Raw genomic sequence first — 26,697 nt, 5'->3', positions numbered from 1 at the left:
TTTGAGTGCTAATCAAAATTAAATCGCGCAGCTATATGACAAGACGATGAGAATAATCTCTCCTTCTACTTTGTTGTGAGGAAAGGAATCTTGTCAGGAAGTAGCAATAAATTGCTGGCGCATCTGCTGTACTTGATCCCTCAGCACTGAGGCCTGTTCGAACTCGAGATCTCGTGCATGGATATACATTTGCTCTTCTAACTCACGAATTTTACGTTCCAGCGCTTTCGCTGTTAGAGCCTGATAGCTACCTGTAGTCTCCTCTGCTCTCGTTCCTCGATTTTTTCCCTTACCACGTAAAGAATAAGACTGCCCTAATTGCAGTATATCGCCAACTTTTTTGTTTAGACCCTGAGGGGTGATCCCGCGTTCTTCGTTATAGGCATGCTGTCTGGCTCGTCGTCGTTCTGTTTCATTAATGGCTTTTTCCATTGAAACGGTAATGCTATCGCCATATAAAATAGCTTTACCATTCAGATTGCGAGCAGCACGACCAATAGTCTGGATCAGTGAACGTTCAGAACGTAAAAAGCCCTCTTTATCTGCGTCCAGGATAGCGACTAATGAGACTTCAGGGATATCTAGCCCTTCGCGCAATAAGTTAATCCCCACTAACACATCAAATTTGCCAAGGCGTAAATCGCGGATAATTTCAACACGTTCTACGGTATCAATATCCGAATGCAAATAACGTACCCGTTCACCATGTTCTTGCAAATATTCGGTCAGATCTTCTGCCATACGTTTGGTTAGCGTTGTCACCAGTATTCGTTCATTGCTCGCAACTCGTTTGCGTATCTCTGATAAGAGGTCATCGACTTGAGTGATAACCGGTCGTACTTCAATTAAAGGATCGAGTAAACCTGTCGGGCGCACTAACTGTTCAACCACATCACCGGCGGATTTCTCCAATTCATATTGACTGGGTGTCGCTGATACATAGATAGTTTGTGGTGCCAAGGCTTCAAATTCTTCAAAACGCATTGGGCGATTATCCAATGCTGAAGGCAAGCGGAAACCATAGGCCACTAAATTTTCTTTGCGGGAACGGTCGCCTTTATACATCGCGCCGATTTGCGGTATAGTGACGTGAGATTCATCAACGATTAATACGCCATCAGTTGGCAAATAATCGAATAGCGTCGGTGGTGGCTCTCCTTCCGCACGGCCTGAAAGATAGCGTGAGTAATTTTCAATACCAGAGCAGTAGCCCAATTCATTCATCATTTCAAGATCAAATTGAGTCCGCTGAGTAATCCGCTGTTTTTCCAGTAGTTTATTATTGGACAACAGGGTTTGGCGTCGCTGTTGCAACTCTATTTTTATTGCTTCCATTGCCTGCAGGATAGATTCACGTGGCGTGGCATAATGCGTTTTTGGATACACAGTGAAACGAGGCACTTCACACAACAACTGACCGGTCAAGGGATCAAACAATGATAAACGCTCTACTTCCTCATCAAATAATTCCACTCGCACCGCCTGTTTATCCGATTCGGCAGGGAAGATATCGATGACTTCACCACGTACCCGGAAAGTACCACGCTGAAATACCTGATCATTACGTTTATATTGTAATTCCGTCAGACTGGCCAAGATTTTACGCTGATTAATAATCATGCCATGAGTAAGATGTAATATCATTTTCAGATAGCGTTCTGGATCGCCCAAACCATAAATTGCCGATACCGAGGCAACAACGATCACGTCCTGTCGTTCAAGCAAAGCTTTGGTAGCAGATAAACGCATTTGTTCGATATGCTCATTGATCGCTGAATCTTTTTCAATAAAGGTATCTGAACTGGGGACATAAGCTTCAGGCTGATAGTAATCGTAATAAGAAACGAAATATTCCACTGCATTGTTAGGAAAAAATGCTTTCATTTCGCCGTACAGTTGTGCCGCCAGTGTTTTGTTGGGTGCGAGGATCATGGTGGGTCGGTTAACATTGGCGATGACATTAGCCACAGTAAAGGTTTTACCCGAGCCCGTTACGCCTAGCAGGGTTTGATGGGCCAGGCCGTTTGTCAACCCTTTTTCCAGTTGACGGATTGCTTCGGGTTGATCACCGGCAGGTTTTAAATCGGTATGCAGTTTAAATGCTTTACTCATGAATTAGCTACCTGCAACAACATCGGGTTAGAAGATTAAGTATGCGGGTGGTGTGTAACGGATAATGACTAAACAGGGATATGTTCTGCGGGCTGTGTAAAATAACGTTTATCTTCCCAACGTAACAGGGTTAGTTGACCCCCCCAGCAACAGCCCGTGTCCAATGCATAAATACCTGTTGGTGTTCCTGTTCCCTGCAAGGATGCCCAGTGACCAAAAGCAACAGCATAATCGGCATCAATCAAACGCGGCAGCTCAAACCAGGGTGCCAAAGGAAAGGGAGCATTTTCAGGTTTATCTTTACAGAGCATATCCAGTTGCCCATGTGGAAAACAGTAACGCATTCGTGTCAGTACATTAGTGCTAAAACGTAGGCGTGCCAATCCTGAACGTTCAGGATCCCAACTATTGGGTGTATCACTGTACATGGCATTGAGAAACAGTGGATAACTGTCACTACTGAGTACGGCTTCAACTTCACGGGCACAGCTTTGTGCTGTTTTGATATCCCATTGTGGGCTGATACCTGCATGGACCATGATAAGTTTTAACGCGTGATCAATTTGCAACAGGGGTTGACGGCGTAGCCAATTGATCAACTCATCGATGTCGTGGGCATTGAGCAACTCGGTAAGGTGGTCTTTCGGCTTATTACGACTGATACCGGCGTGTACTGCCAATAAATGCAGATCATGGTTACCCAACACGATGCGTACACCAGATCCGAGAGCACGAAGATAACGTAATACCGCCAATGATGCGGATCCACGGGCGACTAAATCGCCAGTTAGCCACAATGTATCTTGTTGCACATCAAAATTAACTTGTGCTAATAGAGCACGAAGTTCAGCAAAACAGCCATGAACATCGCCGATAAGATAGGTAGACATGATTAATGGATCATAATCGGAATAGCTAGGCGAAAAACCGGGATCAAAACCTGAAACGGATGACCGAGATGATCAACCATTTCATAATATCCTTCCATCATACCCAAAGGTGTTTCAAGAACCGCACCACTGGTATATTGGAATTCACTCGCCGGTAAGATGACGGGCTGCTCTCCCACGACGCCATCACCTCGAACCTCAGTTTTACTGCCATTACCATTCGTGATGAGCCAATAACGACTGAGTAGTTGGACTCTTGAACGTCCTAAATTGCGAATAGTCACGGTGTAGGCGAAGACATAGCGTTCCTCTTCAGGTATCGATTGGCTTTCTAAATAGACACTTTGTATTTGTGTACAAATCAAGGGCTGTTCAATCATCAAAGGCTCCTGTTGCTATGGGTCGCTTGATCTGAAAGCCAATTAGTCAGTCTACAATATTGCGCTACAGTGACATTTTCAGCTCTAAAAGCGGGATCGATACTAAGCTTGGTCAATTGCTCGGGAGTGAATAATTCTCCTAAGCTGTTACGAATGGTCTTCCGCCGCTGATTAAACGCCTGAGTGGTAATGAGCCCAAGAAGACGAATATCGCTCACTGGATTAGGTTGCTGTCGGTGTGGCGTCAAGCGCACCACTGCAGAGTCAACTTTAGGAGCGGGCGTAAACGCCGTCGACGGTACTTCTAGCACGGGAATAATTCGGCAATAATACTGTGCCATTACCGTTAAACGGCCATATGCCTTGCTATCTGGCGCGGCAACCAAACGCTTAACCACCTCTTTTTGCAACATAAAATGCATGTCACTGATTGTGTTAGTATAGCCGAAAAGACGAAACATCAATGGGGTAGAAATATTATAGGGCAGATTACCGAATACACGCAGCGGTTGCCCTGCAAGCTTCGCGAGTGCGGAAAAATCTGTTTTCATGGCATCTTGCTGATGGACAATCAGCTTATCTTTGAGTTTAGGATGATTAATAAGACGGGTAGCGAGGTCGCGATCCAACTCAATGACCGTCATCTTGTCCAGACGATCTGCTACTGGCTCGGTTAATGCCCCTAAGCCTGGCCCAATTTCAATCACTGCTTCGCCTGGCAGAGGGTGAATAGCCGAAACGATGCTATCGATAACACAGTGATCGTTTAAAAAGTTTTGCCCAAACCGTTTACGGGCAAAATGCCCTTGGTGGATTCTATTATGCATTATTATTTATCATTTGGATGTTACGCAATTTTGTGATCATATTTTGAGCGTCCCTGTGTCAGTTATCATTTTAATGGCTAAATTTAATGCCATGGTAAAACTGCCGGCATTGGCTTGACCACTTGCGGCGAGTTCTAATGCAGTGCCGTGATCGACTGAGGTACGAATAAAAGGTAAGCCAAGAGTAATATTCGTTGCCCGACCAAAGCCTTGATATTTTAACACCGGTAATCCCTGATCATGGTACATAGCAAGTACTGCATCAGCCTCTTTCAGATATTTCGGCTGAAATAACGTGTCTGCAGGCAGTGGACCAATAAGTTGCATTCCTTCTTCACGCAATGATGTCAATACCGGGATAATAACATCTATTTCTTCACGCCCCATATGACCCCCTTCGCCTGCATGAGGGTTCAATCCACAGACATAAATTTTAGGCTGATTAATAGCGAATTTATTTTTAAGATCATGATGGAGAATGGTAATAACTTGGCGCAGACTCGTTTGGGTAATGGCTATGGGCACCTGTGACAAGGCTAAATGTGTGGTCGCCAGTGCAACTCGTAGCTCTTCTGTGGCTAGCATCATGACGACAGCTGGGCAGTGGCTACGCGCCGCAAAAAACTCGGTATGCCCGATAAAGGGAATACCAGCTTCGTTGATAATGCTTTTTTGTACTGGACCGGTAACTAATGCTGAAAACTCACCGTTTAGGCAACCATCACAGGCACGCGCCAATGTTTCCACGACGTAACTGCCGTTTTGTACCTCAAGTTTACCTGCCACCACAGGCGCGTTGGTTTTGATTGGTAGCACGGTTAATGTCCTAGCCAACTGTGATTTACCTGCTTTTATTGGCGGGTTTGTTTGCTGAGAAACCGGCTGATATTCGAGCAATTTTAATGGTAACTGTAGTTGTTCGGCACGCTCAAGCAATGCATCACGATCGGCACAGACCACCAGTTCAATCGGCCAAGTCTGTTGGGCGAGGGCGATCACCAGATCCAGTCCGACCCCAGCAGGCTCGCCAGGGGTAATGACGATGGGTTGATAACTTGTCGGCTTATTTTTGTACATCATGACCATCAAGAATTTTCACATAGGCCGCTGCACGTTGTTGTTGCATCCAACTTTGAGCTTCTTCAGCAAATTTACGGGTAAAAAGCATCCGATAGGCACGATTTTTTTGCACAGCATCGGTTCGATCTACTTTACGTGTATCAAGTAATTCAATCAAATGCCAGCCAAATGACGAATGAACGGGCGCGCTAATCGCTCCTTTTTTGAGTTTTAGTAATGCATTACGGAAAGCGGGATCATAGATATCGGGTGCAGCCCAACCGAGATCACCACCCTGCCCCGCAGAACCGGGATCTTCAGAAATTTCTTTCGCGACAGTAGCAAAATGAGTTTTACCATTTTTTATTTCCTGCGCGATGGCCTGTAATTTGGCTTGTGCTTGATTGTCGGTCATCATAATCGAAGGTTTGAGTAGGATATGCCGTGCATGTACTTCGGTTATCGATATCGCTTTATCTGCTCCACGTATATCATTGATTTTTAAAATATGAAAACCTATCCCGGAACGTATCGGACCGATAATATCGCCTTTATTGGCTGAATGTAATTTTGCGGCAAACAAGCTTGGTAGCTCTTGCCGTTTACTCCAGCCCATTTGACCGCCTTTTAGTGCTTGTGGATCAGACGAGTTGGCGATAGCCAACTTGGCAAAATCAGCGCCTTCCTTGATCTCAGCTACGATTTTATTCGCCTGTCTTTCAGCTTGATCTTTCTGTTGCTGAGACGGATTTTCTGGCACCGGGATGAGAATGTGGCTGAGATTCAGCTCTGTGTCTTCATCTGTCTGGCTAGAGATTTGTTGTGCCAGTGATTCAACCTCTTGTGGCAAAATGGTGATACGGCGTCGAACCTCATTATTGCGCACTTCTGATGTCAGCATTTCTTTACGGATTTGTGTGCGGTAGTTTTTATAATCGATGCCTTCTTTTGCCAACCGGCTGCGCATTTGATCAATCGTCATCCGATTTTGTATCGCAATATTGGTGATGGCTTTATCCAAATCGTCATCAGATATATTGATACCCATCTTTTGGGCCATCTGTAACTGGATACTGTCCATGATCAATTGTTCAAGGATTTGATGATGTAATTTTACATTGTCAGGAAGTTGTTGGCCTGTTTGCTGGGCATTCAACTTCACTGACCGCATCAGATTAGTGACGTCACTTTGTAGTACTACGCCGTTATTGACGATGGCTGCGGTTCTATCGATCTCCTGTGGTGCTGCGAACGCGCTATTGGTGCACACCACTAGCCCGAGGATTAGCGTTCTCCAGTTCTTCATATCTTATTTCCACTTATGTCATCCGCATGTGCGGGTTAAAATTAAAATGCACTTTGATAGGGCAAAATTCCTGCACTTAACATGTCACGAGTACCCAGGCTGTAATTGCTACTCAAACCACGTAATTGAAGATTAAATGATATACGTTTGTCATATTTACTGTTGTTATATTTTCCATCCCAACCCGTGATTTTGCGTTCGTAACCGAAGTTTACTGCCCAACAACAGGTGGTGTATTGTAAACCGACTAGCTCGCTAGCCGGTTGACGTGCTTTGGTATCATAGTAATAGGCACCCACTACGGCCCAACGATCAGCTAGTGGCAAACTGGTTGCAACACCGATCTGTGAAATACCTTGTTGATAGAAGGGGTTGTCTTTTCGTTTTGGTAGCGAAGCCTTGATATATTCTGGGCTGGCGTAGCGATAGTTCAATTGAAATACTCGCTCGGCATCGTGTCGATACTCCATTATTCCATTACCCTGTGTCAAACTTCCTAGCCGGGTGTCATATTGTGTTCCTCCTCTCACCCTCCATTCGTCGGTAATTTTCCAGTTACTGTCTCCTGCCCAGACCAGACTGCCAATATCATCATTGTCATCGATCACAGTGCTACGCCCAGAACCCGCATGACTGAAGTAATAAATCTGACCAAGAGAAACGTTAAAACGTTCTACTAGAGTATCATCAAAAATACGTGAGGTTAAACCCGTAGCAATTTGATTGGCAGAGGCGATGCGGTCCAGACCGCTATAGCTACGATCACGGAATAAACCGTTATAATCGGTTTGTAGTAAGGTGGTGTCGTAAATATAGATATCGTCCTGGTTACGGTAAGGGCTGTAGAGGTATTGCGCTCGCGGTTCCAACGTTTGTGTAAAGCGACTATTCCAATCCATCACTCGGTCAAACACCACTTTTCCATCAACCTTAAATTGCGGTATTACCCTATTGACGGAATCTTTATAGGTATCGGCAAAATTCGCGGGAACGTCTTGCTGATAATGGGTAGCCATCAGTTTGGTTTCAGTATTTAGGCTGCTCCAGCTATTAGCCAAAGGCAAATTAATTGCCGATTCGACATGAAAACGATTAGCTTTAGGATTATTTGGGTTAACGCTAGTAAACTTCACCACCTGACCATAGGTATACAGATCAAAAGGCCCGATATTATTTTTGTAGTAATTTATATCTAGCTGCGGCTGAGCGCGATAGGCATCTTCATTACCCCCACCAGTAAATACCTGGAACTGTTTAGAAGAGAGAGTCGCGTTCCAGCTTTTTTGTGCGTAACCGGCACTGAATATTTGTGTGGCATAACCATCAGTGGTCGAGCCATAGGGAGAAACCAGATCGCTAAAATATTTTGCGTCACTGATCCTGGTATAATTGACACTGAAACGCCATACGTTATCCATTACACCACTATGTCGCCAATTGTATAACCAGCGGGTCTTATTTTTATCATGGATGTCAGTACCCGTATAAGCTTTATCGTTGGGTAGCCATTCTAACGCCATAGAACCGTTTCCGGGTGCTAACAGATAACGGAACTGATTTTGCCATTGAATCCCCCGTTTACGCAGATAGCGCGTAGTGATTGTGGCATCAAGATTCGGGGCAATATTCCAGTAATAAGGTTGGCTGAACTCGAAATAGTTACTGCTAGTGTAAGCAACATCGGGGATCAGGAAACCGGAGCGGCGCTTATCTCCTACAGGCAATTGTAAGTAAGGACTATAGAACACGGGGACTCCACCAATTCTAAAGCGAGCATTCCATATTTCGGCAACTTGTTCTTCACGGTCATGGATGACTTCGGAGCCTTTGATGCTCCAGCTGTTATCGGCAGGCAGGCAAGAAGTGAAGGTTCCATTTTCTAAAATAGTATAACGGTTTTCACTGCGCAACTTCATCACATCGGCATCACCACGGCCCTGACGACCGACCATTTGGTACTGACCTTGATCCACATTGGTATCTTTGGTATTCAGGTTCGACCAGCCTTTCGATCCTTTTAGCTTGATATCTGGGTCGTCATAGTTGACATTACCTGTTGCAGTTAGAGTGCGTACTGGTACGGTCTGACGGTCTTTTTGCGTCTGATGTAGTTCGACTTGATTGGCAGTCAGTGTACTGTTACCTTGCTGTATGATGACGTCACCAATAAATCGCGCATTGTATGGATAATGGCCTTCGGTTTTATTTGCTTGGATATCAACGGGAAGTTGATTAATATCACCGCTCACTAAGGGTTCATCGTATGTAGGTACACCGAGCATACATTGCTCGGCGAGATCAGCCAATGCGTATTGGCCATAAAATACCGTCCAGATCAGGGTAGCCAGCAGTGTTGGGGCTTTTTTTTTCATATTTTATGACTCATCACCGTTACGCTAAGATTAAGTTAGGCTGTTTGTCGGTTTCGCCGTCGGGTTATGAACTAGATGCCGAGTATGATAATGCAAATTTTAACTGACGGCATGATGAATTGAGGAGTATATGCAGTATTGGGGAAAACTGCTCGGTCTGATATTAGGATTGATGTCCGGTATCGGTTTCTGGGGGATATTATTAGGGTTGTTTATTGGTCATACGGTAGACAAGGCGTGCAATATGCGGCGCCGGGGGTTTTTTGCCGATCAACAAACACGACAATCGCTTTTTTTCCGTTGCACTTTTCAAGTGATGGGGCACCTGAGTAAAGCCAAAGGGCGAGTGACAGAGGTTGATATTCAGCTCGCTAATCAATTAATGGAGCGTATGCATTTGCATGGTTCCGCACGTATCGCGGCACAGCAAGCCTTTCGTGAGGGTAAGCAACAGCATTTTCCACTCAGAGCTAAGCTAAAAGAATTGCGCAACATGTGTTTTGGACATTTTGATCTGATCCGCATGTTTCTAGAGATCCAATTCCAGGCGGCTTTTGCTGATGGCTCTCTCCATCCGAATGAGCGGCAGGTATTGTATGTGATTGCCGAAGAACTGGGTATTTCTCGTACCCAGTTTGATCAGTTTATTAGTATGATGGAAGGAGGGCGTCAGTTTGGTAGCAAGGAAAATTGGCAAGGTTATGCTGGTGGAAATCAACAGGGCAGTTTTAAACAGACAACTCAGGTACCTACATTAGCGGATGCTTGTAAAGTATTAGGGGTGAAGCCTAGTGATGACAGTGTGGTCATTAAGCGTGCCTATAGAAAATTAATGAGCGAGCATCATCCTGATAAGTTACTGGCAAAAGGTTTACCTCCTGAAATGATGGAAATGGCGAAAGAAAAAACCCAGGAGATCCAGGCGGCTTATGATTTAATTAAGCGTCAGCTTGGGTTTAGGTGAATTACCCGATAGGTTGATTATCATTCCTTGGAGTATCAACCCTCTCTCTATTATTATTTAAAAATGAGTAAGATCTGTTAAGTCCTGGCTAAGTAGTTACACTGATGTTATTTGCAATTGTAAGAGATTATATTGATAAAGGTATTAATAAAAATATTAAAAACCATTAAATTACGGCAAAAACACAGTGATTAACGCAATATCACTGCTGCTGTATAGCTGTGGAAAATAATTATAGTTTAACACCAAGGAAAAATAATCTATGTCTAATATATCTTACATTGGGAGTAGCTTAATAAAGCATTTAAATACCGGTACTGCGAAAGATACTAAACAAAATCCACCCAACTCACTCTCTAATGGTGGTACAGGTGGCTTGCCATCATCTCAATTTACTGAGGACATTCTCTATTTCGCTACCTCTTTATGTCATGGTGCTGTTGCAATTAAAAAACCGCAAAATCTAGATAATAATAACGTTACTTATCATTCCTTTGATCCAATCAGTGTTGAAGGGCAAGCAGCAATCAAAGCATCGGGTATGGTGGCTGAACATGTTTCTGCTTTTGCTCAACTAGCAAAAGAGCAAGATACTTATTTTATTTTTCGTCCGGTAAATGGTTTTTCAACCTCTCTCATTGCTGAGGGTGCGGCGACTAAAGGGCTGGATGTCCATGGTAAAAGCTCTGATTGGGGTCCTATGGCGGGTTATATTCCATTCGATCAAAATTTAAGTAAAAAACTGGGAGATGAGGTTGCTGTAGCAAAAGGAAATCAAGATAACCAGGATTCTCTACAAAAGAAAAGTGAGCGTTTTGCCAAAACACAGCTTTATATTACGCCGGCACGATTAAATGAACTGCAACAACAAGGTTTGTTGAAATGGGATGAGAACCGCTTGCAGATTACTGAATTAAGTAAGGGGGCAGGTGATTATCAGTTCCGTTTAGTTAAACATCAGCAAGGTTATTTAGTTGAATACCGGCAGGTTGATATGATGGAAAAGGATCATTCAGTTTGGCGGTCATTAGAATTAATGGGACAAAAGATCGGTGATCAGATTAAACCCCTAACCGCTGATTATGATTTATTTATGGTAGCGCCAAAATTGAAGGAAATTATAAACAGTGACGAGGTAAAAAAAGCGTTAAAAAATAAAGGGAAAAAATTTAAAAATGTTGTTGAATTAATAACGACAAAAGCACTCAGTCAAAAAACCAGACGTACGGTAGATCCAGAAATGGGCAGTGTTACCTCATGGATGCCCGGCTATCTGGCAGGATTAAATAATAAAGCAAAAGAAGTAGGATATACCGGCGGAAATGTGGTCAATCATGGTTCTGAAATGGATAATCCATTTCCTGAATCAGACCAGTGTCTGTTTGTAATTTCGCCAGAAGGAAAAGTGTTAATGACTAAAAATTGGCAGCAAACACAGGCTGTTATCGATGATGTCAAGGAAAGAGGATATATCGGTTACAGTAATCGTAATTATAATGCACTGGCTATTAACGAAGATATAAATGGCAACCAACAGGTTAAAATAATTCCTTGGGGAGAAGCTTTACCTTCATTGGAAGAGTTTGATCAATACCTTACTGTATTCGATAAAATATCAGGTAGTAATGCAGCATTAAATGATCTCAAGATGATTAGAAATCAGTTTGTTGATTATTATGCAGATAAAAAAGGGACTCCATCGATTCAAGCAGAGAAAATAAGGGTGATTAGAGAAGAAATAAAAGGTGTTGTTGCGCGCCACAGTAGTCAGTCAGAGGGTTTATCTATCGCGTTGGATGGGCTATATCAACGTATAGATGTTTGTGTGGATAGAATATTGCATACTGTCAGATCTTAATCGAGTGAATAGATCGGTGTTGGAAACAACATCGATTTATTGGAATTTATTCTAAATCCATGGCCCTTTTTTAGTGTTACAAGAGGGTATTTCATTAAAAACTATAAACAAAATAATAACATTTTACCCAAGATTCTTGCTTAATGTGACTGAACCTCGTTAATGCCTAATTGGAATTAATCAATCGCATTATTTTATTATAAAAAATAAAATATATAAAATCTGTTTAACCTCTATGTGTTTTTTATCTTTATTTTTATGTAAAAATCTATTTTTTATTAATTCAAAAAAAACTATATGGATCTTTTTACTATTATCGGCCTGGCTATCATGGGTGCCATTATTGCTTTAGGTCAAGCATGAATGAGAAAGGATCCCATTAAAGTACGAATTATTTTGGGTCGTATGATATTAGGGTCGGCTGCTTCAACTTCCGCTGCAGCTGTCCTGATTTAGACACCGGGTCTTTCACCTTTAGCTATTGCTGGTTTGGGCGCTGTATTAGGCATTGTCGGGTATCAAACGATCGAGTTATGGCTCCGCCGTTATAGTCAGAGCATATTAAAAAGGAAAGATAATGACATTAATTGAAAAACAAAAAAAATTACTCGACTTATTGCTAAATTGATCATCTGGGCGACGGAACAAAATTATCAGCTTACTTTCGGTGCAGCTTATCGCTTAAAGGAACAAGCAGAACGCAATGCCAAAGTGGGTATTGGGATAAAAAACAGTTTGCATATTGACCGTTTAGCGATTGATTTTAACTTATTTATTGATGGTGTTTATCAAACTAAATCTGAAGCCTATAGCAGGGGCCTTATAAGTTGATTTAAATAAAATTATCAGAAAACAGAGAGTCAATGTGACATTGTCGCTTACTACGGAGCGCTTTGGCTTGAGCCCATTTATAGCAGGGGCCTAACTTGATATATAATGTGGAAATGATTTATCCCTGCACAATATCAAGATGACTTATCCATTAAAATTTCGTTAACATGTGTTGGCCGTCAAAGAAAAAAAAGCCCTAACGTATGCTCAAACGGCAATGCGCTTTAGTATAGGAAGTGCGAGTCTGATGCGGTGGGCCAAACGAATCGCCCCCTGCTTAACGCGTAATAAACCTGCCACTAAGATAGATATGGCAGCGTTATAGAGTAACGTATTAATTTTGATTACAATGTATAGCTAAATTATTTAACAGGGAGTTAGCGATGAGCCACTCTGTCGATTTTCGCCGTAAAGTTCTGGGTATTCGAGAGAAAGAAAACTTGAGTATCAGAGAGACCGCTAAACGCTTCCACATTGGTTCAGCTTCCGTTACTCGCTGGCTCAGTCGTATTATTCCCCGGACCTCAATTCTATCGAATACAAATGGGCTCAAGCCAAAGCACTTCGTAGAAAGCAACAATGTCACATTGACTCTCTGTTTTCTTATGACTTTATTTGAATCAATTTATAAAGCCCCTGCTATATGATGTCACAATAGCCGTCTCTCTTTTTCTGGAAGCTGTGCCGTGCGTCTTCGTTTGCCCTGGGATGATGCAGGGGTTTTTTTATAGCTGATGCCCCATTTTTTCAAGGCTTGCCAAATGGATTTCGTGCACACCCCAAAACGGGCCGCACTCCCGTTGGCAAGCATCTGGATAAAGCTCAACATCTTTGACCAGGGCTTTTTTCTTACGCCGACATGAGCCAGACTGTTGCGGCTCTATTCGCCTCAGCCAACGTGTTAGTGAATCCGTGCCAATGTGGAAACGCTTCGCGGTGGCTCTTATGCTCAGGCCTTCCTGCTCTCGAACACTGAGGACTTTTCGCCGAAAATCAACTGAATAACTCATCTTTAGCTCGTTTGGATTATTTTTTTACATTGTAATCAAAATTAAAGTGCATATCTATACCCAAGTGAAATCAAGATGCAGGATTTAGCGCCTGGAAATTATCGTTTAAGCGAGATACCAGAGAACTTGCCATTTGTGGTAGCTTCACTTCAAAGAAGTTTAAGATATCGTTCTTAAAACTCTGTTTAGATGGGTAATATCTATTGTTTCGTGTTTGCTCATTCATCACCTTCCACAATCGCTCTATCGGGTTTAGATTCGGGCTATACGGCGGAAGGTAATGAAGCTGGATATTCAACGTAAGCGCGGCGTCTTGCACAAGCTGTGAACGGTGATAGCCTGCACCCTCGAGGATCACATGTGCCGTTGTCGTGATGGGATAATGCGCGCGAATGGCAGACAGGAAGTGAACCACATTTTCGCTGTTAATCGTCTCATCATCACGGATTATGGGGTTAGCCACATTCTGGATGTTCAAGGCTCCCATGATATTCAACCGCGTTCTGCTCCCGGTGGTCTCTATCGTTTTATCCTGGCCTTTTCGTATCCAGCCGTAGCTTATTTTGGTGGTTTGTGTCGGATGAACGGCATCAATAAACAGTATGGGGTCATTACCCGCGGCGTCTTTCAATTCGCTGTAGGTCTTTATAAATTGCTGCTGTTTCTCAACGGCAAATTTATGCGGAACACCTTTCGGCTTTTTATAGCTAAAGCCATGCTGCTTCAACCCTTTATACAGACCTGATACGGTAAAGGTGATGTTCCAGCGTCCAGCGATATACGCCACAATTTGGTGATTGTGGTGGTAGAGCGGCTGGGTGAGATGTTCAACCAGCGACGTGGTCTGTTCCGCATTGAGATAGCCATCGGAGCCGCCATTTTCAGGCTTGAGCTTGTTGAGTTTATGATAGTCTGTAAGGTGGCGCCGCACCGTGGTTTCATTAATGAGCTGTGAGTGAGCAATCATAGGGGGAGTCCAGCCGTCTGCGGACAACAAAACACACCGGATCCTGTCACAGACACGGCGGTCATGGCTTTGACGATGTTGGGCTTCGAGGGTAATTTTCTGGTCAGCAGTCAGCTCTATTTTCATGGCTATGAGCATGATCCTTATCGACTTCAAAATCAAGCATCTTCATTGATCACGGGTATATGGTATTACAAAACTACACCAAGAGCTGGCTCCTGGTGTTTCAAGGGCTTCTAATTGAAGGGTGTCCCGTGCCTCAAAAAGAGGGACGCGGCACCCTTTGGGTTAAAATAGTCTTCTTGTTCCGAACACAGGTTAAAATAGGCAATTGATAAAGGAAATAGTCAATCTAGTCCTTAAAAACAGAGTATAGCTGCCATATTAGAAGATAATAGACAACAAAAAAACCGCAAACCTAGTGAGAATGCGGGTCTTTATGGTCGCGCTGTGGTAAAACCGTTGTCATTTAAGGTATGTGTCGTGGTGGTGAATGTCCAGTCAGCCTGATTGATTTTCTGTTTGATCAAAGTTACCTTGGCGTCAGGTCAGTCTGATAAAATGTTTGGCATAAAAATTAATTTTTTTACCATAGGGTGAATGCTGAAAGGTTGCTCAAATAACTGGATGTGATGATAAAGAAAGGAACAGGTTGTAACCGAACTTTTTAGTCAAAACGCCCGGTAGTTTCTGCAAACGGGATGTGTTCAAAAGAGAGATATGAATTATCGCCTAATAGGGCTAGCTTGTACGGTTTTATTATTAATAGGTTGTGCCAGTCGTTCTCCACATCAAAATGAACAAAAGCATGTCGATACGCTAGAATGTTTTAACCGGGCAATGTTTAATTTTAACTACAATATCGTGGATCCTTATCTGATACGTCCGGTAGCGGTGGTTTGGCGTGATGGTATGCCCCAGCCCGCCCGTAATGGTTTGAGCAATTTTTTCAGTAATCTTGAAGAGCCAGCCAGTATGATCAACGGTTTTTTGATTGGTGATCCCTACAAAGCAATGAAGCATTTCAATCGCTTTTTTTTAAATACGTTGTTAGGCATGGGGGGATTCATCGATGTTGCTAGTATGGCTAATCCTAAGTTGGTGAAAGAGGTTCCTTATCGCTTTGGTTCTACATTGGGTCGTTATGATGTCGGCTATGGTCCTTATGCGGTTTTGCCTGTTTACGGTAGCGCGACGCTTCGTCAGGATGGCGGAAAATGGGTGGATACGCTTTACCCCATGCTCAGCTACCTGACATTCTGGATGTCTGCCGGTAAGTGGGTCATCGAAGGGGTAGAAACCCGTGCTCAATTGCTGGATTCCGATGGTTTATTGCGTAATTCATCCGATCCTTACCAGATAGTGCGAGATGCTTATTTTCAGCGTTATGATTTTCTTGCTAATGGTGGCGTATTAAGCCCTGAAGCTAACCCGAACGCTTTAGCGATTCAAGATGATCTGCAGAGTATTGACGCTAGTCATTGATAGAATGTACGCTAGACCTTTATAAGCTGTTCCAAAAATAAAAACCTTTTAGGTTTTATAAACCGGCGCGCATCTGACGCCGGTATTTTTTTATTTTTTATCACTGACATCAACCGGACGCATTGTCGGGAAAAGGATCACATCACGAATAGTATGACTGTTAGTCAACAACATAACCATACGGTCGATACCGATACCCAAGCCTGCGGTCGGCGGTAAGCCATGTTCCAATGCCGTTACATAGTCTGCATCGTAGAGCATGGCTTCGTCATCACCGCTTTTCTTAGCCTGTACCTGTGTGTCAAAACGGTCTGCCTGATCCTGTGCATCGTTTAGCTCAGAGAAGCCATTGCCGATTTCTCGACCACCGATAAAAAACTCAAAGCGATCGGTAAAAAACGGATTTTCATTATTGCACCGTGCCAATGGCGAGACCTCTGCCGGGTACTCGGTGATGAAAGTTGGCTGTATTAGATGGCTTTCAGCTGTCGCCTCAAAAATTTCACACTGAATACGACCCAGCTCCCAGTTTTTTTCCAGTTTAATCCCCAAGGAACCCGCAATTTTTTTGGCTTTGTCGATATCCTCCAAATCGGTAATATTAGTATCTTTGTGATATTGGCAAATCGCTTCTTTCATCGTCAATTTGGCAAATGGCTTTGAGAAATCAAAAATATTATCGCCATAAGTGACCACATTATTGCCTAACACGGTTTTAGTTAGTGTGCGGAATAGTTCTTCCGTCAGAGCCATAAGATCTCGGTAATCCGCATATGCCATATAGAGTTCCATCATGGTGAACTCTGGGTTGTGGCGCGGCGAAATACCTTCGTTACGGAAGTTACGGTTAATTTCGAATACGCGTTCAAATCCTCCCACCACTAAACGTTTTAAATAGAGTTCCGGCGCAATACGCAGGTACATGTCAATGTCTAGGGCATTATGATGAGTCTCAAACGGGCGTGCCGCCGCACCACCGGGAATCACCTGCATCATTGGCGTTTCAACTTCCATAAAGTCTTTTTCCACCATAAATTGGCGGATAGTCGCAATGATTTTTGAACGTGTCTTAAAAGTACGACGTGATTTATCATTAGCAATCAGATCCAGGTAACGCTGACGGTAGCAAGTTTCCTGATCGGTTAAACCATGGAATTTATCTGGCAGTGGCCGTAAAGCCTTCGTCAGAAGTCGCAGTTCAGTACAGTGGATTGAAAGTTCACCGGTTTTTGTTTTAAACAGTTTGCCGCGAGCGCCTAGAATATCGCCGAGATCCCATTTTTTAAATTCTCCATCGTAGAAACCTTCTGGAAAATCGTCACGGGTAACATACAACTGAATACGTCCACCCATATCCTGTAAAGTAACGAATGAAGCTTTACCCATAAGACGACGGCTCATCATGCGGCCGGCAACAGTGACTTCACTCTCTAACGTGGCTAATTCTTCATTTTCTTTGCTACCGTATGTGTGATGCAATTTATCAGATAATGCATTACGGCGAAAATCGTTCGGAAAAGCAACACCATTACCCTTCCGCAATACAGCCAGTTTTTCTTTACGAACTCGTAGCTCATCATTGAGTTCTTGCGCTGTTTCAGTGACCGTTTGTCCAACAACCGATCGTTTTTGCTCTAACATTTGTGTTCCTTATAGCCCGGCTTTCAAACTTGCTTCAATAAATTTATCCAGATCACCATCGAGGACGGACTCTGTATTACGTATTTCTACGCCAGTGCGCAGGTCTTTGATACGGGAATCGTCCAAGACATAGGAGCGAATTTGACTTCCCCAACCAATGTCTGATTTATTATCTTCTAACTGCTGCTTATCAGCATTTTTTTTCTGCATCTCAAATTCATACAGTTTCGCTTTAAGCTGTTTCATCGCCTGATCTTTATTTTTATGTTGTGAGCGATCACTCTGGCATTGAGTCACAATATTCGTGGGGAGGTGGGTAATACGGACAGCAGATTCCGTTTTGTTAACATGTTGACCACCCGCACCCGATGCACGGTATACATCAATACGTAAATCTGCTGGATTAATTTCGATATCAATATCATCATCAACTTCAGGGTAAACAAAAGCAGAGCTAAAAGAGGTGTGGCGACGATTACCCGAGTCAAAAGGACTTTTACGCACTAAACGATGCACTCCCGTTTCAGTACGTAACCAGCCAAAAGCATAATCGCCAATAATCTTGATGGTTGCCGATTTTAATCCAGCGACATCACCGTCAGATTGTTCAATAATTTCAGTTTTGAAACCTTTTGCCTCGGCCCAACGCAGATACATGCGCTGTAACATATTCGCCCAGTCTTGTGCTTCAGTGCCACCAGACCCTGCTTGCAGATCTAAATAACAACTGGCGCTATCATATTCACCAGAAAACATACGACGGAACTCTAGCTGAATGAGGTTATCCTCAAGCGTTTTTAATTCAGTGAGTGTCTCGTTAAACGTCTCTTCATCTTCGGCTTCTAGCGCTAACTCTAACAAACCAGCAACGTCATCTAATCCTTTTTCAAGCTGATCGATAGTAGCAACCATCTCATCGAGTACGGAACGTTCTTTACCCAGCGCCTGTGCACGTTCTGGTTCCTGCCAAACGTTAGGCTGTTCCAACTCGGCGTTGACTTCTTCTAATCTTTCCTTCTTGGCGTCATAGTCAAAGATACCCCCTAAGAACACACGTTCGCTCAGACAGATCTTGAATGCTATTTTTTACTGCATTTATTTCAAACATGATTTTAGCGTCTTACGTTAAGCCTTTGATGGCTGAATATTATTCGAAGTATCGATTCTAACGGATCCACTCGACGGTTTATAGCGAGTTCCGTAAAATATATCAATAATGTATTGATTGGTTTATAAATATTGCGTGTAATTTATTATTTTTAATTTTTTTACTGGGGATGCCAGCATTGAAGATTCAATGCCGATCCTCGATAATATAATATTTTCTGATGCTTGCAATTCATTCATATCTTTCATCAAACTCGCTTTACCTGCCTTTCCTTCTGCCTTTTTTTCTTCTCCGTGCATTTCACGTAGCATAGATAGTAAAACGTTCCACATTAAAGCGTGTTTTTCTACGGTAACAACTAACTTGTTATTATTTGTTACATTTTTTTTACTTGCTGTGCCACGAAATTCATTATATCACGCCAACGTTTCCCCGATTTTTCTTCTAGATTTTCTAACATTTGTTTTTTTTCTTCATCTGAATAAATTTGTAAATACTTATTTAACTGAACATGATAAAAATTACTTTGATCAAAAGAAAATTCTTTTTGTCCTTCTTCACCAAGATTTTGCCAGGCATTATTGGTCTCTATGATCATTTTATTAAAATAGGTTAATGGTAATATTTCACTGGGATTTTTCTGCGATAAACAGGTTAAGGTGTCGTTAACATTAAAATCCTGACAACTCGTCTGACCGGCTTTGTCAATAGAAAAAGCCGCTCTTATGTGTAATCGAGGAAAACTGGCATTGTGTTTTCTCAATGATACCTTGTATTTTTTCTCGTGATAATACTGATTTTCTGTTTTCATTTTACAGCGTTCAGTAAATAAGTTATCAGTTAAATCCTGTGTTATCAGGAATTCTACTTTAATACTTCCGTCTGTATTATCTGTCTCTATGTTCCAATGCTGATTTTTTCCTGTAAACAAAATATGTGTTTCGCTATTTTCATCCAGTAACTCTATAATATGGGCCGATAATGTTTGTGTACACAAGATATCCACAGCAATTCTTTGTTCTGGAGTGAGTTTTTTTAAGAAATTTTCTGTATTTTTTTTCTTTTGACAACATGTCAGTTGATCATCAATAAGCATTCTATTGCCATCAATGTAATAGCTAGCTCTGCAAATATCAGCAAATAATTGTTGATTATTATTGTTTTTTTTGCTCTCAATAGTCGTATTGTAGTCTTTGTTAATTGATGAAGAAAGCGCTTTTCTTATATATTCATCACAATTTAATCGCTCCTCACAACACAGAAGATAGTCTGTCGTTAAATTATGTACCACACACAGCATTTCATTATTAATGATAAATTCTGAACTGTTCGCATTAATATCATGCTTTATTTTACATAATGGCTGATTGTCTGGAGGAAGCAACTCTACGAATCTATTAAAAGAATTGACCAGTGCTGCCATTTTTGAATAGGGATTATGGTTGAGATCTAGATCTGTAAATTTATCTTTCTGCTGAAGTTGATGAAGAAACTCGTGAAGTGCTAGTAACATCCCTCTTTTCTTAGTTTTGCGAAAAATTTCTTTCGTTCGATCTAGAGGGCCCAAATACATGGCCTCTTTTTTACCTCCTCTAATAAGCCGAGCCACACGTTCTGAAGTCAGATGAATATGACTATATTCTTTAAAAGATACGAGTATTGGCATAAATAACTCCTCGGGACTTACTCGAAATCTGCTGTGTCCGCGCACTACGCCCGAAGGAAAGAATTAAAACCACGTTTTGGCATGGCCTTAATTCATCCGTGGACGATACTAATCTAGTAATTAAATTATAGCAGGAGTTATTCGCGAAATAGTGCTTCGATGCTTAAGCCTTGTGTCTGTAGGATCTCACGTAGACGACGTAACCCTTCAACCTGTATTTGGCGCACGCGCTCACGTGTTAACCCAATTTCTCGACCGACATTTTCCAAAGTTGCGGCTTCATACCCCAGTAAACCGAAACGACGAGCCAACACCTCACGTTGTTTAGCATTGAGTTCAAACAACCACTTAACGATACTGTGTCGCATATCGTCATTCTGTGTTGTGTCTTCAGGCCCATTCTCATGATCGTCAGGAAGCACATCCAGCAGTGCCTTTTCTGAATCACCCCCTAACGGAGTATCAACCGAAGCCATACGTTCATTAAGGCGCAACATGCGACTCACGTCATCAACGGGTCTATCAAGTTGTTCAGCAATTTCTTCCGCACTGGGTTCATGATCCAATCTATGGGCGAGTTCGCGCGCGGTGCGTAAATAGACATTTAATTCTTTAACGATATGAATAGGCAGACGAATCGTTCGAGTTTGATTCATGATAGCCCGCTCAATCGTTTGACGGATCCACCATGTGGCATAGGTAGAGAAACGAAAGCCACGCTCAGGATCGAATTTCTCCACTGCGCGGATCAGACCAAGATTACCTTCTTCAATCAGATCCAGCAGTGCCAAACCGCGGTTACCGTAACGACGGGAAATTTTCACTACCAACCGTAAATTACTTTCGATCATCCGTTGCCGCGACTGCACATCACCACATAGTGCACGTCTGGCAAAATAAACTTCTTCTTCAGCTGTCAACAAAGGCGAATAGCCAATCTCACCGAGATAAAGCTGGGTGGCATCCAGTACACGTTGAGTTACACCCTTATATCTTGATTATTAACTTTCAAAGGTTGATGATCCCCAACTGATCATTGGGATGTCACCGGAGAGTTTGTTTGCGCCCTTAGGCTTAAAGCTTGTGCAGTCAGATAAAACCCCGGTGACATATTTATCGTCGCCTGTAAGACCGAACGGTATCTTGTGCTAAGAGCACGTATTTATAAGGAAGGTCGGGGCGATCATTTAATTATCTGTTTTTCATGGGAGAATCAGCCATGGACAAGACCGCAGTGGGTATTGATGTTGCCAAATTAAAATTCGATGTTGCAGTGTGGGTAGAGAGAAAAAAGTATAAAACAAAAGCATTCCCGAATACCCCCTCTGGATTTAGCCAACTACTGAAATGGCTTATCCCTTACGGGGATTGTCATATTTGTCTCGAAGCCACAGGGAGTTACAGTGTTCCACTGGCTATGTTCTTAGTTGATAATGGCATTGACGTCAGCCTAGAAAACCCATCACGTATTCATGCCTTTGGTGAGAGTGAACTGAGTCGGAACAAGACGGATCAGGGGGATGCAAAAATGATAGTGCGCTACTGCGCACTGCATACACCTGTCCTCTGGACTCCTCCTCCCTTGAGCGAACGTCAATTAACCGCGCTAGTACGCCATCTAAAGAGTTTAGAGGAAATGAGGCAAATGCAAGAAAATCGGCAATCAGTGGCTGACGATGTCGTTCAATCCTCACTGCTTGAAATCATTTCTGCACTTAAACAACAAATCCAGGCCACCAAAGAAAAAATAAAAAACCATATCGATAACGATCCTGACTTAAAGAAAAATAAAGCGTTGCTGGAGAGTATTCCTGGTATCGGTGAAATACTAAGTGCCAGTTTGCTGGCGTATGTGGGTAATGTGTCAAAATTCACTAACAGTAAGGCAGTGGTGGCCTATGCCGGGCTTAACCCAAAACTTTGTGAATCAGGTTTATTTAAAGGACGGAGCCGCCTATCAAAACGGGGTCATACCGAGCTCAGGAAAGCGTTGTATATGCCCGCTCTGGCTGCCCTTTCTTGTAATCCGATAGTGAAAGCACAGTGGCAACGACTCGTATCACGCCATAAAGGGGGTAAAATGGGCGTCTGTGCGGCAATGCGCAAATTACTCCAACTGGCGTATGGTGTGCTGAAATCAGGCATCCCATTCGATACAAAAATAGCACTTGCATCATGATGGGCAAGACGGTATCTGACCTGGAAAATATCAAGAAACGCCTTTCTGCCTTGGAAGCCAAAGTAGCGCAGGAGGGGTACTTACTGACGGAAGCCCAACTGCAAGCATTAGAAAAAGTGCAGGATAAACGAGAAGCTCATGGACAAATTGAAACGCAACATCCGGGCTATCTCGGCTCTCAGGATACTTACTACGTGGGGCACATTAAAGGTGTGGGTAAAATTTATCAGCAGACCTTTGTTGATACCTATTCCAGAGTCGCTTTTGCCAAGGTCTATACAGAGAAAAATGCCTTGGTTGCCGCAGATATGTTAAACGATCAGGTGCTGCCATTACATGATGAGCAAGCGGTTCCCTTATTGCGTATCTTGACCGACAGAGGGTCAGAATACTCGGGGAAAAAGGAAACCCATGCGTATCAGCTTTACCTGGAGCTAGAAGATATCGAGCATACGCGGACCAAGGCATACAGCCCGCAGACTAATGGTATCTGTGAGCGGTTTCATAAGACGATGAAAAATGAAGGCTATGACGTGATGTTTCGGCGTAAAATTTATTCATCATTGGAAGACATTCAGCAAGACATCGATAAATGGCTCGCATTCTACAACAGAGAGCGACCTCATTCAGGCTGGTATTGTTATGGCAAAACCCCCTGGGAAACTTGGATTGCATCAAAAGAGTTAGTAAAAGAAAAACAACTCGATAATTTATTTGAACCATCGCACAGTCAGACTACTCTGACAAATTCGATGGCTTAGCTTGTGTCTGTCAGGTTAAGTTTGAGCTACTACAAAAATTAGAGGCGGCAACTAGGCTGACACTTACGATGCCCCATCTGTGAGAAGACATACCTGCTCGCTTGCCGTTTTGGCTGGAGCCTAACAGCCGCTTTGGCTCCTTACAGTTTACGGTGCTTGTTGGAATTAGCTTTTACTGGCCATACTCTTATCACTAGCACCTTCACCACCTGCGACTGGCAGTTTCGGATTGGCTCTCGCGAACCGCACCTACGGAACCCCGTGGCTACATTGTCGCCGACGCTTTGCACATTTATGTTACTATTAATGCACAGTCGGGCAGGGAACTACCGGTGAGACAGTAGGTTTCTTCGCCTCGTTACTGATTGGCTGAAACAATCATAGGAACAGCATCGTATCGCACCACAGTATTCTGAACACGCCCTACATGAAAACGTTATCGGCATGCTGAGGCGTTTTAAAATCATTGCCGATAAATATCACAACAGACGTAAATGGTTTGAGCTGAGGTTTAAACTTACCACAGGTATTCATAATTGGAAATTCCAACTATAAGGTTATGCAAGAGCTTATACTCATCACCATTCAAAACACTGGAAAAACTGGATTATTTAATAGTGCGCAATATTATGATTTTTATTAAAAATTGATAATATTCTTCTAAACACAAAAATCAGTATCTTCAGGTCAAATAGGTATATTCTTGATGTCATCTAGCTTGTTGTTGGCGTCAAAAACTAATGTCAATGTTCGTTGTGTTATTTCTCTGTGCCCCAGTTGCTGACGGGAGACATAGAACCAAGTTTTTGTGCCAAAGGGATCCTGTAGCATCGGTGTACCCAGTATGTAGGCTACTTGCTGCTGTGTCATACCTTTGTGAATTTTTTCCAGATCAGTAGATGATAGGTAATTGCCCTGATTAATATCAGATTGATAAACTACTTTTTCTACAGTGGAACAACCCGTAACAAGTATCATAAGCATCAGAGTAGTGGTAATCAGCCTGTTACGGCACAGAATTTTACAACACATAGTAATCACATTCCTTCAGAGAGCAAGAATGGGAATGATAATAGACTTTACTGCAGTTGAAAACCTTTACCAAAAGGACACATAAAAGGTTCGATTAAGTAATTTTGGTTTGTTGGGTACGAATGTTGTTAGCATCACTGCTCCACACTGCGGAAAGAAAAACCATTGGGATAAGAACTAAGTCTGCTAGAGTAGGCTTTAAAAAATGGGGTTGGCGCTGCTCGTGTCAACAATAGACGGAACGATAACACGACTTTTCTGATCGTTGATGTGCAACACAGAATAGGCTCTAAGAACCTGCTTGAATAGACTTCTTGCAAAACCCTAGCTCGTTATGTGAAGTCAAGGAGCAACTGCATAGTACATGCGAGTATATGAGGATCGCGAGCACTAGGTAACGCAGAATTTGCAGCACGTATTTGCAAACACATAGTAATTTTTGTAAAAAGTCTAATAAGCCAGGCCAAGCAAGATGTTACTCACCTTCTCTCAATGAATAAGGTAGAGTCCGTACTTTTAGCATACTGCTGCTGTCATCTCGCACCCGCAACACGGTGTCTTCAGTTAAATCGTTATTCAATACCGCCTGAACCCAAAGGGTATCATCACTTAGTTGTATTGCTGATAATACGCTGCCAGTTCTACGCCAATGCGAGCCCAACTGCCACTCTAAATTTTCTCCGGCAATAGGAACCCGATTAGCATTGCCGGCTAACCAATATAACGCTCGTTTATTGGCGCCACGGTATTTTGCCCTGGCTACCATTTCTTGACCGGTATAACAGCCTTTGGTAAAACTGATACCGCCCAAAGCTTGAATATTTGTCGCCTGAGGTATAAATAATGCGCTAGTTTCCGCATCGATCAACGGAAAACCCGCCTCTATATCCAATGCCAGCCACTGTTGGCTGTCATTAAACTGTGTCGTGGTACCCAATTTCGCGACTAACTGTTGTTTTTGTATAGTGTCAGTAACCAGTAAAAAACGTTCCGTAGGCTGAGTGAAATGTAATATTGTGGTCATGTCTTGCTGCACAACTGGATGCTCTACCGTTGGCAGTTCAGAAAAAACATCTGCCAGTGCCTCCCTAGCGGCAAGTCCAGCAACACCCAATAATTTAGCATCCTTGTCTGCAGCCAGGGTGACTTTGGAAAAAATTGCATATTTTTTCAATTCTTCTAATTGATTATTCAATACACTACGACGTTCAATAAATGCTAACCCTTCTCCTCGATGGAACAAACGTAGATTGCTCCACATTTTTCCTTTGGCATCACAATGGGCGGCGATCACATGTTGCTCAGCTGTCACAGCTGCTACATCGACGGTTATTTGGCCCTGAAGGTATTTCACCCTATCGGGGCCTTTTACTGTTACCAAACTCCAATCATCAAGTGAAATCAGTGTCAAGGGTAATTGAGACGAAGCTTGAGGTTTTTGTGCAGAAAATGGAATTTCACATGTCATATTGTTATATCCTACCGGTGTAGCGTTTTTTCCATGATAAAAGAGCAAACCGGCTTTGCAAACTATTATCCAATGGGTTTATGCTATTAGCAGAAATAATTTTGAGGCAATCAAGATATGAATATCGATAATAAAACGCGTATCCATTGGGCATGCCGTCGTGGGATGCGTGAGCTGGATCTTTCTATTATGCCATTTTTTGAATACGAGTATGATACGCTCGATGATAATGACAAATGTTTATTTATCCGTTTACTCAGTAGTGACGATCCGGACCTGTTTAATTGGCTAATGAATTATGGAGAATCACCGGATTACGAATTACAAAGGATGGTCAAACTGATTCAGATGAGAAATAAAGCCCGTGGTTCTGTGGCAATCTGAACCACGGATCTCAGGACGCAGCCAGTTGTTTTCGCTGTTGCTGTATATCGTGCTGATATTATCGCTTTTATCCGCACCTTGGCCGGTGGGATACCAGCCTCTTGGTTTGCTGCTGCTGGCAGCGATTGTATTTGAGTATATCCGCCAGCAGAAAAAAAGGGTTTCTTCTTCGTCTATCGTCAAATTTAAAGCTGATAATTTACTGGAATGGGATCAGCAAGAATGGTATATCAGTCAACCTGCTCGGATCACACGCTACGGCGTACTGCTTGCGCTAAAACACTCAGATAACAAGAAACATCAACGTCTGTGGTTAGCGTCCGACAGTATGACAGAAAAAGAATGGCGTACGCTCTGTCAGTTACTTCGAGAGTCATCCGATTACCATTAGCAAGAT

Annotated in this window: 23 protein-coding genes and 4 pseudogenes; 11 read left to right on the top strand and 16 right to left on the bottom strand. The window is 42.7% G+C overall.

Features of this window, described 5'->3' with window-relative positions; genetic code table 11:
* Nucleotides 1–93 precede the first annotated feature (93 nt).
* The 7 genes from uvrB to lptD form a co-directional block, all read right to left on the bottom strand.
* Nucleotides 94–2,112 carry an excinuclease ABC subunit UvrB gene (uvrB, locus tag AAHH42_RS13530; RefSeq protein WP_342221358.1) on the bottom strand — a complete coding sequence of 673 codons (2,019 nt, stop codon included), beginning with the start codon at nucleotides 2,110–2,112 and terminating at the stop codon, nucleotides 94–96.
* Nucleotides 2,113–2,180: 68 nt separating this feature from the next.
* Nucleotides 2,181–3,002, bottom strand: coding sequence for a bis(5'-nucleosyl)-tetraphosphatase (symmetrical) ApaH (gene apaH / locus AAHH42_RS13525; RefSeq protein WP_342221357.1), 822 nt, complete (start codon nucleotides 3,000–3,002; stop codon nucleotides 2,181–2,183).
* 2 nt (nucleotides 3,003–3,004) lie between these two features.
* Complete coding sequence (gene apaG, locus AAHH42_RS13520; RefSeq protein ID WP_072550573.1) at nucleotides 3,005–3,382, bottom strand: Co2+/Mg2+ efflux protein ApaG; 378 nt, start codon at nucleotides 3,380–3,382, stop codon at nucleotides 3,005–3,007.
* A complete protein-coding gene (gene rsmA / locus AAHH42_RS13515) occupies nucleotides 3,382–4,209 on the bottom strand; it encodes a 16S rRNA (adenine(1518)-N(6)/adenine(1519)-N(6))-dimethyltransferase RsmA (protein WP_342221356.1) in 828 nt (275 codons plus the stop codon). The genes apaG and rsmA overlap by 1 nt, the downstream gene beginning before the upstream one ends.
* A gap of 36 nt (nucleotides 4,210–4,245) precedes the next feature.
* Nucleotides 4,246–5,295 (bottom strand): 4-hydroxythreonine-4-phosphate dehydrogenase PdxA, encoded by a 1,050-nt coding sequence (gene pdxA, locus AAHH42_RS13510; RefSeq protein WP_119797236.1) that lies wholly within the window; start codon nucleotides 5,293–5,295, stop codon nucleotides 4,246–4,248.
* On the bottom strand, nucleotides 5,273–6,574 hold the full coding sequence (gene surA, locus AAHH42_RS13505) for a peptidylprolyl isomerase SurA (protein WP_072550576.1): 1,302 nt from the start codon (nucleotides 6,572–6,574) through the stop codon (nucleotides 5,273–5,275). Before surA ends, pdxA begins: the two co-directional genes overlap by 23 nt.
* A 41-nt stretch (nucleotides 6,575–6,615) precedes the next feature.
* A complete protein-coding gene (lptD, locus tag AAHH42_RS13500) occupies nucleotides 6,616–8,946 on the bottom strand; it encodes an LPS assembly protein LptD (RefSeq protein ID WP_342221355.1) in 2,331 nt (776 codons plus the stop codon).
* A gap of 130 nt (nucleotides 8,947–9,076) precedes the next feature.
* On the opposite strand from lptD, the gene djlA reads away from it, so the two are divergent.
* The 5 genes and pseudogenes from djlA to AAHH42_RS13475 all read left to right on the top strand — a co-directional run bounded on the left by djlA (nucleotide 9,077) and on the right by AAHH42_RS13475 (nucleotide 13,246).
* The gene (djlA, locus tag AAHH42_RS13495; protein ID WP_072550578.1) at nucleotides 9,077–9,910 is read left to right on the top strand and encodes a co-chaperone DjlA; all 834 of its coding nucleotides are present in this window, start codon (nucleotides 9,077–9,079) and stop codon (nucleotides 9,908–9,910) included.
* Between the two features lie 262 nt (nucleotides 9,911–10,172).
* Nucleotides 10,173–11,768 carry an anthrax toxin-like adenylyl cyclase domain-containing protein gene (locus tag AAHH42_RS13490; protein WP_342221354.1) on the top strand — a complete coding sequence of 532 codons (1,596 nt, stop codon included), beginning with the start codon at nucleotides 10,173–10,175 and terminating at the stop codon, nucleotides 11,766–11,768.
* Nucleotides 11,769–12,257: 489 nt separating this feature from the next.
* Nucleotides 12,258–12,359 (top strand): hypothetical protein, encoded by a 102-nt coding sequence (locus AAHH42_RS14970; RefSeq protein ID WP_425286300.1) that lies wholly within the window; start codon nucleotides 12,258–12,260, stop codon nucleotides 12,357–12,359.
* A pseudogene (locus AAHH42_RS13480) lies at nucleotides 12,346–12,578 on the top strand (M15 family peptidase); the annotation flags it as partial. The gene AAHH42_RS14970 and the pseudogene AAHH42_RS13480, both read left to right, overlap by 14 nt.
* Before the next feature lie 404 nt (nucleotides 12,579–12,982).
* Nucleotides 12,983–13,246 carry a hypothetical protein gene (locus tag AAHH42_RS13475; protein WP_162859983.1) on the top strand — a complete coding sequence of 88 codons (264 nt, stop codon included), beginning with the start codon at nucleotides 12,983–12,985 and terminating at the stop codon, nucleotides 13,244–13,246.
* Between the two features lie 78 nt (nucleotides 13,247–13,324).
* On the opposite strand, the gene AAHH42_RS13470 is transcribed toward AAHH42_RS13475, so the two are convergent.
* Together AAHH42_RS13470 and AAHH42_RS13465 are read right to left on the bottom strand one after the other, a co-directional pair.
* Entirely contained in the window at nucleotides 13,325–13,609 is a 285-nt protein-coding gene (locus AAHH42_RS13470) for an IS630 transposase-related protein (RefSeq protein WP_205411486.1), read from the bottom strand.
* A 70-nt stretch (nucleotides 13,610–13,679) separates the two neighbouring features.
* Nucleotides 13,680–14,702, bottom strand: coding sequence for an IS630 family transposase (locus tag AAHH42_RS13465; RefSeq protein WP_119797580.1), 1,023 nt, complete (start codon nucleotides 14,700–14,702; stop codon nucleotides 13,680–13,682).
* Nucleotides 14,703–15,296: 594 nt separating this feature from the next.
* Between AAHH42_RS13465 and mlaA the strand changes: the two genes are divergently transcribed.
* Nucleotides 15,297–16,061 (top strand): phospholipid-binding lipoprotein MlaA, encoded by a 765-nt coding sequence (mlaA, locus tag AAHH42_RS13460; RefSeq protein ID WP_072551030.1) that lies wholly within the window; start codon nucleotides 15,297–15,299, stop codon nucleotides 16,059–16,061.
* Between the two features lie 90 nt (nucleotides 16,062–16,151).
* Here mlaA and lysS read toward each other — a convergent pair whose 3' ends face one another.
* The 5 genes and pseudogenes from lysS to rpoS all read right to left on the bottom strand — a co-directional run.
* Nucleotides 16,152–17,702 (bottom strand): lysine--tRNA ligase, encoded by a 1,551-nt coding sequence (gene lysS, locus AAHH42_RS13455; protein WP_072551031.1) that lies wholly within the window; start codon nucleotides 17,700–17,702, stop codon nucleotides 16,152–16,154.
* Nucleotides 17,703–17,711: 9 nt separating this feature from the next.
* A protein-coding gene (prfB, locus tag AAHH42_RS13450; RefSeq protein WP_119797238.1) for a peptide chain release factor 2 occupies nucleotides 17,712–18,810 on the bottom strand; the annotation gives its coding sequence in 2 pieces (ribosomal slippage) (nucleotides 17,712–18,734 and nucleotides 18,736–18,810; 1,098 coding nt in all).
* Between the two features lie 122 nt (nucleotides 18,811–18,932).
* Complete coding sequence (locus AAHH42_RS13445) at nucleotides 18,933–19,121, bottom strand: hypothetical protein (RefSeq protein WP_342221353.1); 189 nt, start codon at nucleotides 19,119–19,121, stop codon at nucleotides 18,933–18,935.
* A 65-nt stretch (nucleotides 19,122–19,186) separates the two neighbouring features.
* Nucleotides 19,187–20,476 carry a hypothetical protein gene (locus AAHH42_RS13440; protein ID WP_342221352.1) on the bottom strand — a complete coding sequence of 430 codons (1,290 nt, stop codon included), beginning with the start codon at nucleotides 20,474–20,476 and terminating at the stop codon, nucleotides 19,187–19,189.
* 137 nt (nucleotides 20,477–20,613) lie between these two features.
* A pseudogene (gene rpoS / locus AAHH42_RS13435) lies at nucleotides 20,614–21,465 on the bottom strand (RNA polymerase sigma factor RpoS); the annotation flags it as partial.
* Between the two features lie 215 nt (nucleotides 21,466–21,680).
* Here rpoS and AAHH42_RS13430 point away from each other — a divergent pair.
* The 3 genes and pseudogenes from AAHH42_RS13430 to AAHH42_RS13420 form a co-directional block, all read left to right on the top strand.
* Nucleotides 21,681–22,655: an IS110 family transposase gene (locus AAHH42_RS13430; RefSeq protein WP_342221038.1), complete on the top strand. Its 975-nt coding sequence runs from the start codon at nucleotides 21,681–21,683 to the stop codon at nucleotides 22,653–22,655.
* A gap of 17 nt (nucleotides 22,656–22,672) precedes the next feature.
* Nucleotides 22,673–23,416: pseudogene (locus AAHH42_RS13425) on the top strand (integrase core domain-containing protein); the annotation flags it as partial.
* A gap of 414 nt (nucleotides 23,417–23,830) precedes the next feature.
* Nucleotides 23,831–23,971: pseudogene (locus AAHH42_RS13420) on the top strand (IS5/IS1182 family transposase); the annotation flags it as partial.
* 132 nt (nucleotides 23,972–24,103) lie between these two features.
* Here AAHH42_RS13420 and bamE read toward each other — a convergent pair.
* Nucleotides 24,104–24,448, bottom strand: a complete 345-nt coding sequence (bamE, locus tag AAHH42_RS13415; protein WP_072550619.1) for an outer membrane protein assembly factor BamE — start codon at nucleotides 24,446–24,448, stop codon at nucleotides 24,104–24,106.
* A gap of 475 nt (nucleotides 24,449–24,923) precedes the next feature.
* Nucleotides 24,924–25,916 carry a tRNA-modifying protein YgfZ gene (gene ygfZ / locus AAHH42_RS13410; RefSeq protein WP_342221351.1) on the bottom strand — a complete coding sequence of 331 codons (993 nt, stop codon included), beginning with the start codon at nucleotides 25,914–25,916 and terminating at the stop codon, nucleotides 24,924–24,926.
* Between the two features lie 117 nt (nucleotides 25,917–26,033).
* Between ygfZ and sdhE the strand changes: the two genes are divergently transcribed.
* Nucleotides 26,034–26,300 (top strand): FAD assembly factor SdhE, encoded by a 267-nt coding sequence (sdhE, locus tag AAHH42_RS13405; protein ID WP_072550621.1) that lies wholly within the window; start codon nucleotides 26,034–26,036, stop codon nucleotides 26,298–26,300.
* Nucleotides 26,281–26,691, top strand: coding sequence for a protein YgfX (locus AAHH42_RS13400; protein WP_342221350.1), 411 nt, complete (start codon nucleotides 26,281–26,283; stop codon nucleotides 26,689–26,691). Before sdhE ends, AAHH42_RS13400 begins: the two co-directional genes overlap by 20 nt.
* Nucleotides 26,692–26,697: the final 6 nt, after the last annotated feature.

It is taken from the genome of Candidatus Fukatsuia endosymbiont of Tuberolachnus salignus (genome assembly GCF_964030845.1).
GTDB lineage: Bacteria > Pseudomonadota > Gammaproteobacteria > Enterobacterales > Enterobacteriaceae > Fukatsuia > Fukatsuia symbiotica.
This window is presented reverse-complemented; position numbering and strand designations above follow the sequence as displayed.

Bases quoted from the DNA above. Each gene is read 5' to 3' on its own strand.
- AAHH42_RS13430 (WP_342221038.1), top strand. From the start codon at position 21,681: ATGGGAGAATCAGCCATGGACAAGACCGCAGTGGGTATTGATGTTGCC.
- uvrB (WP_342221358.1), bottom strand. From the start codon at position 2,112: ATGAGTAAAGCATTTAAACTGCATACCGATTTAAAACCTGCCGGTGAT.
- AAHH42_RS13440 (WP_342221352.1), bottom strand. From the start codon at position 20,476: ATGCCAATACTCGTATCTTTTAAAGAATATAGTCATATTCATCTGACT.
- AAHH42_RS13475 (WP_162859983.1), top strand. From the start codon at position 12,983: ATGAGCCACTCTGTCGATTTTCGCCGTAAAGTTCTGGGTATTCGAGAG.
- ygfZ (WP_342221351.1), bottom strand. From the start codon at position 25,916: ATGACATGTGAAATTCCATTTTCTGCACAAAAACCTCAAGCTTCGTCT.
- apaG (WP_072550573.1), bottom strand. From the start codon at position 3,382: ATGATTGAACAGCCCTTGATTTGTACACAAATACAAAGTGTCTATTTA.
- AAHH42_RS13490 (WP_342221354.1), top strand. From the start codon at position 10,173: ATGTCTAATATATCTTACATTGGGAGTAGCTTAATAAAGCATTTAAAT.
- lysS (WP_072551031.1), bottom strand. From the start codon at position 17,702: ATGTTAGAGCAAAAACGATCGGTTGTTGGACAAACGGTCACTGAAACA.
- apaH (WP_342221357.1), bottom strand. From the start codon at position 3,002: ATGTCTACCTATCTTATCGGCGATGTTCATGGCTGTTTTGCTGAACTT.
- sdhE (WP_072550621.1), top strand. From the start codon at position 26,034: ATGAATATCGATAATAAAACGCGTATCCATTGGGCATGCCGTCGTGGG.
- mlaA (WP_072551030.1), top strand. From the start codon at position 15,297: ATGAATTATCGCCTAATAGGGCTAGCTTGTACGGTTTTATTATTAATA.
- pdxA (WP_119797236.1), bottom strand. From the start codon at position 5,295: ATGGTCATGATGTACAAAAATAAGCCGACAAGTTATCAACCCATCGTC.
- bamE (WP_072550619.1), bottom strand. From the start codon at position 24,448: ATGTGTTGTAAAATTCTGTGCCGTAACAGGCTGATTACCACTACTCTG.
- AAHH42_RS13465 (WP_119797580.1), bottom strand. From the start codon at position 14,702: ATGAAAATAGAGCTGACTGCTGACCAGAAAATTACCCTCGAAGCCCAA.
- lptD (WP_342221355.1), bottom strand. From the start codon at position 8,946: ATGAAAAAAAAAGCCCCAACACTGCTGGCTACCCTGATCTGGACGGTA.
- rsmA (WP_342221356.1), bottom strand. From the start codon at position 4,209: ATGCATAATAGAATCCACCAAGGGCATTTTGCCCGTAAACGGTTTGGG.
- surA (WP_072550576.1), bottom strand. From the start codon at position 6,574: ATGAAGAACTGGAGAACGCTAATCCTCGGGCTAGTGGTGTGCACCAAT.
- AAHH42_RS13445 (WP_342221353.1), bottom strand. From the start codon at position 19,121: ATGCTACGTGAAATGCACGGAGAAGAAAAAAAGGCAGAAGGAAAGGCA.
- AAHH42_RS13470 (WP_205411486.1), bottom strand. From the start codon at position 13,609: ATGAGTTATTCAGTTGATTTTCGGCGAAAAGTCCTCAGTGTTCGAGAG.
- djlA (WP_072550578.1), top strand. From the start codon at position 9,077: ATGCAGTATTGGGGAAAACTGCTCGGTCTGATATTAGGATTGATGTCC.